General features: G+C 57.0%; 5 protein-coding genes and 1 pseudogene. 2 read left to right on the forward strand and 4 right to left on the reverse strand.

Features of this window, described 5'->3' with window-relative positions:
- A pseudogene (locus ADICEAN_RS19495) lies at positions 1-674 on the reverse strand (M1 family peptidase); the annotation flags it as partial.
- Between the two features lie 237 nt (positions 675-911).
- On the reverse strand, positions 912-1,637 hold the full coding sequence (locus ADICEAN_RS19500) for an arylesterase (RefSeq protein ID WP_009197386.1): 726 nt from the start codon (positions 1,635-1,637) through the stop codon (positions 912-914).
- A 126-nt stretch (positions 1,638-1,763) separates the two neighbouring features.
- Between ADICEAN_RS19500 and ADICEAN_RS19505 the strand changes: the two genes are divergently transcribed.
- Positions 1,764-2,474, forward strand: coding sequence for an ABC transporter ATP-binding protein (locus ADICEAN_RS19505; protein ID WP_009197387.1), 711 nt, complete (start codon positions 1,764-1,766; stop codon positions 2,472-2,474).
- 30 nt (positions 2,475-2,504) lie between these two features.
- Here ADICEAN_RS19505 and ADICEAN_RS19510 read toward each other — a convergent pair whose 3' ends face one another.
- Complete coding sequence (locus tag ADICEAN_RS19510; RefSeq protein ID WP_009197388.1) at positions 2,505-3,452, reverse strand: CNNM domain-containing protein; 948 nt, start codon at positions 3,450-3,452, stop codon at positions 2,505-2,507.
- Positions 3,453-3,819: 367 nt separating this feature from the next.
- On the opposite strand from ADICEAN_RS19510, the gene ADICEAN_RS19520 reads away from it, so the two are divergent.
- Entirely contained in the window at positions 3,820-6,345 is a 2,526-nt protein-coding gene (locus ADICEAN_RS19520; RefSeq protein WP_009197390.1) for an ABC transporter permease, read from the forward strand.
- Between the two features lie 268 nt (positions 6,346-6,613).
- On the opposite strand, the gene ADICEAN_RS19525 is transcribed toward ADICEAN_RS19520, so the two are convergent.
- A partial coding sequence (locus tag ADICEAN_RS19525) for an ATP-grasp domain-containing protein (protein WP_040398408.1) occupies positions 6,614-7,250 on the reverse strand: 637 nt, incomplete at its 5' end.

Here is a 7,250-nt window from a genome sequence, read left to right on the forward strand (position 1 = left end):
TTGGTGACAGCCCAGTGCCAGGTTTTGGTGCCGTCCCGGTGCGTATCTACCTTGCGCAGGCGGCCGTTTGATACATTGGTAAGGTCTTTAGGAATGCGTACGCTAATGAGCATGCTGTCTACCTCATCGTACATATGGTCTTTATTGGGCCACCAGAGGCTGGCCCCATCGCCCTGGTTGGAGGAGGCAATAAAGTGCTTGCCCCGCTTATCCCGCTGCCAGGTGATGCCCCCGCTCCAGGGGGGATTGGTGCTTACCTGCGGCTTTCCGCCATAATGCACATCCAGGCGTTTGACAGCCCCATCCGGCTGCGGCTCCAGCAGCTGTATAAAGTGGGCATTGCCCTCCTGCTCTACCTTCAGTTCTTTACCCCCCTGCACTACTTTTTCGATGCGCATGGGCGGCTGCAGGTCAATCTGCATGCGCTGATGGGGTTTGAGCACTTTGTACTGAATGGTATTGACGCCCCGGATGGTGCTGTCGGCCGGATTCACCCGGATATTGAGGTGGTAATAGGTAAGGTCCCACCAGGCCCGCTCCGGTGTGATGGAGCCCCGCAGGCTATCCTGCCGGGTAAACTGGGGGTGCTGAGCCAGGGCTGTTGAAGAAAAGGCCAGAAATAGCAGGCCTGCCGCCAGAGGTTTTAACAGGCAGGAGAGAAAAGGGGTACGCATAGCGGTAAGCGGAAAAAGCAATTATACAATCAGCTGCATATACCCCTTGAAAAAGGGAGTCTATACCCAGCATTACTGGCAAATTAAGATAAATTTTGAAGCAAATGCAGCCAGTGGGCTTATGTGACGAATTTTCTGAAGAACGGAGAGAGCTGGCTTCAGGAAATTCCAGCTGTCTTGTTGGTGAAAGCACCAGCAACGGGTGGCCCAGAAACCAGCTACGCCTATGCAGCTCCCCTAGCCCCGCTGCTGTTCTACAATAATCTGCTCCAGCACCTGCCAGACGTTGCGGGCTACCAGCTTCTGGCCCTCGGCATTGGGGTGAATGCGGTCGGGCAGGTTCAGGCTGGGCTCACCAGCCACATCCTGCAACAGGAAGGGGAGCAGGGTAACTGCCTTCTTTTTAGCCACAGCCGGAAAGATCTCGTTAAACCGGCTGCTGTACGGCTGGCCCAGGTTGGGCGGCACCATCATGCCCGCCAGAATGATCTCGGCCTGGGGGTAGACCGCCCTCACCTTGTCGATCATTTCCTCCAGGTTTTGCTGGGTCTGGTCCAGGTTAAGGCCCCGCAGGCCATCGTTGGCGCCCAGCTCCAGTACAAAAATATCGACCGGCTGGCGCTCCAGCACCCAGTCCAGGCGCTTGTTGCCCCCGGCGGTGGTTTCGCCGCTCAGGCCGGCATTCACTACTTTATAGGCATAGCCCAGCGAATCCAGGCGGTGTTGAATAAGGGTAGGAAAAGACTCGGAGGCATCCAGGCCATAGCCGGCCGTAAGGCTGTTGCCAAAAAATACAATGTAGCGCTCCTGCTCCACTTCCTGAGGTGGGCTGGCTTCTGCCGCAGGCTGACCATCGGTAGTATCGGGGCGGGTAGTGCTGCCGTTTTGTTCGCTGCCGGGATTGCATCCCCAGAAAAAAGCTGCACAAAACAGGGGCAGCAGGTATGAGAATCTTATTTTCATTGGTTTATCTACAAGTATTCCCGACATTTAAATGTTGTACGCCCCCGGACGAATACAGGATGGGGCTTCGTTACAAAAATAGCGCTTTCTCCTTCACACAAAAACGAAGGCAAACAGCTTTCCGATATGCATACCATCTTAGACGTAGACAACTTAGGCAAAACCTACCACAGCGGCGGGCATTCTCTTTCGGTACTGGAGGGGGTTCATTTTCAGCTGCAGGCCGGCGATTCCTGTGCCATTGTGGGCCCTTCCGGCAGCGGCAAAACCACCCTGCTGGGCCTGTGCGCCGGTCTGGACCGGGCCAGCACCGGCTCGGTGGTGCTCAATGGGGTGCGCCTGGATGGACTCAGCGAAGACCAGCGGGCGCAGGTGCGTAACCAGCATGTGGGTTTTATCTTCCAGAGCTTTAACCTCATTCCTACCCTCACGGCCCTTGAAAATGTAATGGTACCCCTGGAGCTGAGGGGTGAAAAAGGGGCCGAAAAAACAGCCCGGGAACTGCTGGCCAAGGTAGGGCTGGCCGAGCGCGGCACCCACTACCCTACTCAACTCTCGGGTGGCGAGCAGCAACGGGTGTCCATTGCCCGTGCCTTCTCTAACCGGCCCAGCATCCTCTTTGCCGATGAGCCTACCGGTAACCTGGATGAAGACACCGGCGCCCACATTGAACAGCTGATCTTTGACCTGAACCGGGAGGCCGGCACCACCCTGGTACTGGTAACGCATGATCTGGAACTGGCCGGAAAGTGCGGCCGCATCATTCAGATCCGGGGCGGGCGCATCGCCTTCGACAGCCAACAGCAGCAAAGCCCCTCAGTGGAAAGCAGAGGTTAATACAAGAAGTTTTCCCTCCTAAAGGCTGTTTTAGTCTTTTGAGGGGGACTGGCTTTTTTCGGCAGAATCTTCCGGTTGCCAGATGCCCAGCAGGCGGGCTCGTTCCTGCCACTTCTGCCGGGCATATTCCTGCATATCCCGGCTGCTATCAAACTCATCCACAATTTCAATGCCCAGCAGGGTTTCCATGATATCCTCAATGGTAACCACACCGGTAAGCCCGCCATACTCATCTACCGCCAGGGCTATATGTTCCCGTTTTTCCATAAGCCGCTCAAAAACCACCGGGATGCTCAGCCGGTCCGACACAATGAGCATGCTGCGTACCAATTCTTTTACCTTCAAATCGTGCTTGTCTTCGGCCAGTTGCTGCAGCAGTTCATGCTTGTGAAAATAACCGATCACATTATCCCGGTTATCGGTATAGACCGGAATACGGGAGAAGCGCAGCAGCTGCTTATTGGCAAAGGCTTCCTTCAGACTTAGCTCACTATTGGCCATCACCACTACCGTACGGGGGGTCATCACATCCCGCACCTGTACCTTCTGAAAGGCAATGAGGTTTTTGATGATGCGCATTTCATTCTCGGCAAACACCCCCTCCTGGTGCCCAATGTCGGCCATGGCCGATAACTCCTCCCGGCTTACGGCCATGCCATGCGCACTGCCCCCCAGCAGCCTGGTGATGCCATTGGATAATAGCACCAGGGGGTACATCAGCCAGATCATGATCCTGAGGGTTTTGGCAGTAAAAAACCCCAGCTGCCGCCAGTAGCGTGCCCCAAGAGTTTTGGGAATGATCTCCGAGAAGATCAGGATCACCAGGGTAAGCAAGCCTGAAATCACCCCTGTGCTGATGTTCTGATAGACCAGCGCAGCCTGCGCGCCTACCCCGGCCGCCCCAACCGTATGGGCAATGGTATTGAGCGACAAAATAGCGGCCAGGGGCTGGTCTACCTTATCTTTCAGCTGGCGCAACTGCTGGCTTAGGGTAGGCTTTTCTTCACTCAGAGACTCAATGTAGGAGGGGGGTAAAGCTCAGCAGGGACGCCTCCAGGATCGAACACAGGAAGGAAACCAAAATAGCCAGCAGGAGATAAAATACTAATAAGCCCATGCAGTGAGTTAAAAGGTGTATACAACTTGTGCTGAATAAACTGTCGCAAAAAGATGGCAGCCTCTGCTTCTACCCAGATACACCGCAAACACCGCATGGCAGTATACTGTTTAAAAAGGCAGGACGCTCCCATACCTTCTGCGGGGGGGAGTTTATAGGCCAAAAAGGCTATATTCGTACCTGCTTCCCCATATTTCAAAAGAATTGGCAGACCCTACCCCCACCGCTATGAACTTTCCCTGGCTCCTCCGCATGGCCTGGCGCGATAGCCGCCGCAACCGCTCCCGCCTGCTGCTGTTCATGAGCAGCATTGTATTGGGCATTGCCGCGCTGGTGGCGATCAACTCCTTTGGCGACAACCTGCAGCAGCAGATCGATACCGAGGCCAAAAAGTTGCTGGGTGCCGATCTGGAGCTGGAAAGCCCCGAGCCCTTCAGCCCCGAGATCCGGCAGTTCTTTGATTCGCTGGGTGCCGAGGCCTCGGAAGAGGTACGCTTTGCTTCCATGGTGCTCTTTCCCAAAAACGGGGGCTCCCGCCTGGTGCAGGTACGGGCGCTGGGCGGACGCTACCCCTACTATGGCGAGATCGAAACCGCCCCGGCCGGCGCCAGCCGAAGCTTTCAGGTGCAGCAAACGGCCCTGGCCGATCAGACCCTGCTGCTGCAGTACAATGCCCGCCCGGGCGATTCCATAAAAGTGGGCAATACCACCTTTCTGATTCAGGGCAGTGTGCTGAAGGTACCTGGTCAGGCGGGCTTCTCCACCACCGTAGCACCCCCTGTGTTTATCCCCCTGAGCCAGCTGGAAGCCACCGGCCTGCTGCAAAAGGGCAGCCGCATAGAACGCAAGCTCTACCTGCGCTTTGATGAGAGCCAAAATTTTTCCTCGCTGTATGCGACCACCATCAAGCCCCGGCTGGAAAAGGCCGAGCTGCGCCACGATACGGCCGACGAGCGGCAGCAGGAGATTGGCGATGCCTATAGCGATCTGACCGGCTTTCTGAACCTGGTGGCTTTTGTAGCGCTGCTGCTGGGCTGTATAGGGGTAGCGTCTTCGGTGCATATCTACATAAAAGACAAGGTGATCTCGGTGGCCATTTTGCGCTGCCTTGGGGTAAGCGGGCGGCAGGCCCTGGCCATTTACCTGATCCAGATCAGCCTGATGGGCCTGATTGGAGCAGTGCTGGGCACCCTGCTGGGCATGGCCGTGCTGTATGGCCTGCCCGGCCTGTTTGCTGATTTTCTGCCGGTAGAAGTGGCCGTAACCCCTTCTTTGCGGGCCATTGTGCAGGGGGTGCTGGTGGGCCTGGTGGTGTCGGTGCTCTTTGCCCTGTTGCCGCTGCTGGGCATTCGCCGGGTATCTCCTCTTACGGCCCTGCGGGCTTCGTTTGAGGCGGATGGTGGCGACAAGCTGCGCTATGGGGTTTTTACCCTGATCCTGCTCTTTATCTGGGCCTTCTCCTGGCTGCAGCTGCAGGATCCCCTGCGGGCGCTGGTGTTTACCGGCGGGGTGCTGCTGGCGCTGCTGGTGCTGGCCGGCATAGCCCAGGGCATGATCTGGGCAGTGCGGCGCTTTTTCCCCACCGGCTGGGCCTATATCTGGCGGCAGAGCCTGGCCAACCTCTACCGGCCCAACAACCAGACGTTGGTGCTGGTGATCACCATCGGGCTGGGTACAGCCCTGATCAGCACGCTGTTTTTTGTGCAGCACAGCCTGCTGGAAAAGGTGGCCCTTACCGGCAGCGACAACCAGCCCAACATGGTGGTCTTTGATATTCAGGATGATCAGGTTGAAGCGGTAGCCACCCTTACCCGCCAGCAGGGCCTGCCTGTGCTGCAGCAGGTGCCGGTGGTCACCATGCGGCTGGAGGGCATTGGGGACCGGAGTGTTGAACAGATCAAGCAGGATACCACTTCCGGCATTCGCCGCTGGGTGCTCAACCGGGAGTACCGGGTTACCTACCGCGATTCGCTCATCGACTCCGAAACGCTGCTGGAAGGCCGCTGGCGGGGTAGTGTTGCTTCTCCCCGGGACTCTGTCTTTATTTCCCTGTCCCAAAACCTGGCCGAGGACATGAAGGTAGGCCTAGGTGATAAAATAAGCTTTAATGTGCAGGGGGCTATTATGGATACCTGGGTGGGTAGCATCCGGGAGGTAGACTGGCAGCGGGTGCAGACCAATTTTCTGGTGGTGTTTCCGGCCGGGGTGCTGGAGCGGGCGCCGCAGTTTCATGTGCTCATTACCCGGGTAGATTCGGTGCAGCAGGCCGCTGCCTACCAACGGGCTGTGGTGCAGCGCTACCCCAATGTATCGCTCATCGACCTGAACCTGATCCTGCAGACCATTGATGATATTCTGGGCCGGGTAAGCTTTGTCATCCGCTTTATGGCCTTTTTCAGCATTATTACGGGGCTGGTGGTGCTCATTGGTTCGGTGATCATCAGCAAGTACCAGCGCATCCAGGAAAGTGTACTGCTGCGCACCCTGGGCGCCAGCCGCCGTCAAATCCTAAGCATCAATACGCTGGAGTATTTCTTTCTGGGCAGCCTGGCGGCCCTTACCGGGATGCTCATAGCCCTGCTGAGCAGCTGGGCGCTGGCCTATTTCAGTTTCGATACCCCCTTTAGCCCTCCCCTATGGCCCATCCTGATCGCCTATGTGAGCATTACCGGCCTAACCATCCTCATCGGCCTTTCCAACAGCCGGGCGGTAGTGAACAAGCCACCGCTGGAGATTTTACGGACGGAGGTGTAGCCGCCCCCATGGTGCCTCGACTCAGCCTGAACATGCAGCAAAGGCTCTGCTTTCTGCGCTGTTCGATAATCAGTCGTGGCACCATGTGACGCCCCCTAAAAAGAGAATGGGAAGGGGTGCCAGGAAACGAGCGTGGTGCCACGACTCATTATCCAGCACTACAGTGTAAGAGCGGACTTTTCCGAATACCCCATTTCAGTCGGGGCACCACTATCCAAGGCTTTTAGGCCCCATAACTGGTAAAGCCCACTCTGGTTCTGGCACAGAATTACCCCCTCACCAGCTCCCCCATCTGCTCCTTCAGCGCCTGGTAGTAGGCCTCAAAGCTGCTTTCGCTGGTAAACAGGTAGTGGTAGGGCTCGATCAGTTCCAGCTCCATCAGGCAGAACTGCCCCCGAAACATGACCCCATCTACCCGGGCATAGAGGCAGCCCTGCGCAAAGCGCTCGATGTACTGCCGAGCAATCTCCAACAGGCCTTCGGGCGCCTGTCGGGCATGTACACTGCCGCCGTGGATGTGCTGCACCCGAAAATCGCCCTCCTTTACCGTTTTCAGCAGGCAGTGGCTGAAGCGGCCGCCAAAGAACATAAAGGACCACTCTCCCTCGGTCTGGATCTCAGGCACAAAAGGCTGTACCATAAAGCTCTCTTCCTGCAACAGCGGCTGAATCTCGGCAGCGATGGCCGCCACATTTTCCCGGCGCAGTACCAGGGTGTTTTTGGCACCCCCGCTTACGGCCGGCTTGATGATCAACTGGTCACTTTCCAGTTCCTCAAAGTAGCCCATCAGCTCGGGCTGCTCCCCCTTTTCGATAAAGCGGGTGGGGATAATGGGCAGGCCGGCAGCGGCAATATCCTGCAGGTAGTGCTTGTCGCTGTTCCAGCGCACCACCGCCACCGGATTC

The sequence above is a fragment of the Cesiribacter andamanensis AMV16 genome (genome assembly GCF_000348925.1).
Lineage (GTDB): Bacteria > Bacteroidota > Bacteroidia > Cytophagales > Cyclobacteriaceae > Cesiribacter > Cesiribacter andamanensis.

What these genes read in the sequence shown, in the direction of transcription:
- ADICEAN_RS19500 (WP_009197386.1), bottom strand. Translation starts at nt 1,637, where the DNA reads ATGAAAATAAGATTCTCATACCTGCTGCCCCTGTTTTGTGCAGCTTTT.
- ADICEAN_RS19505 (WP_009197387.1), top strand. Translation starts at nt 1,764, where the DNA reads ATGCATACCATCTTAGACGTAGACAACTTAGGCAAAACCTACCACAGC.
- ADICEAN_RS19520 (WP_009197390.1), top strand. Translation starts at nt 3,820, where the DNA reads ATGAACTTTCCCTGGCTCCTCCGCATGGCCTGGCGCGATAGCCGCCGC.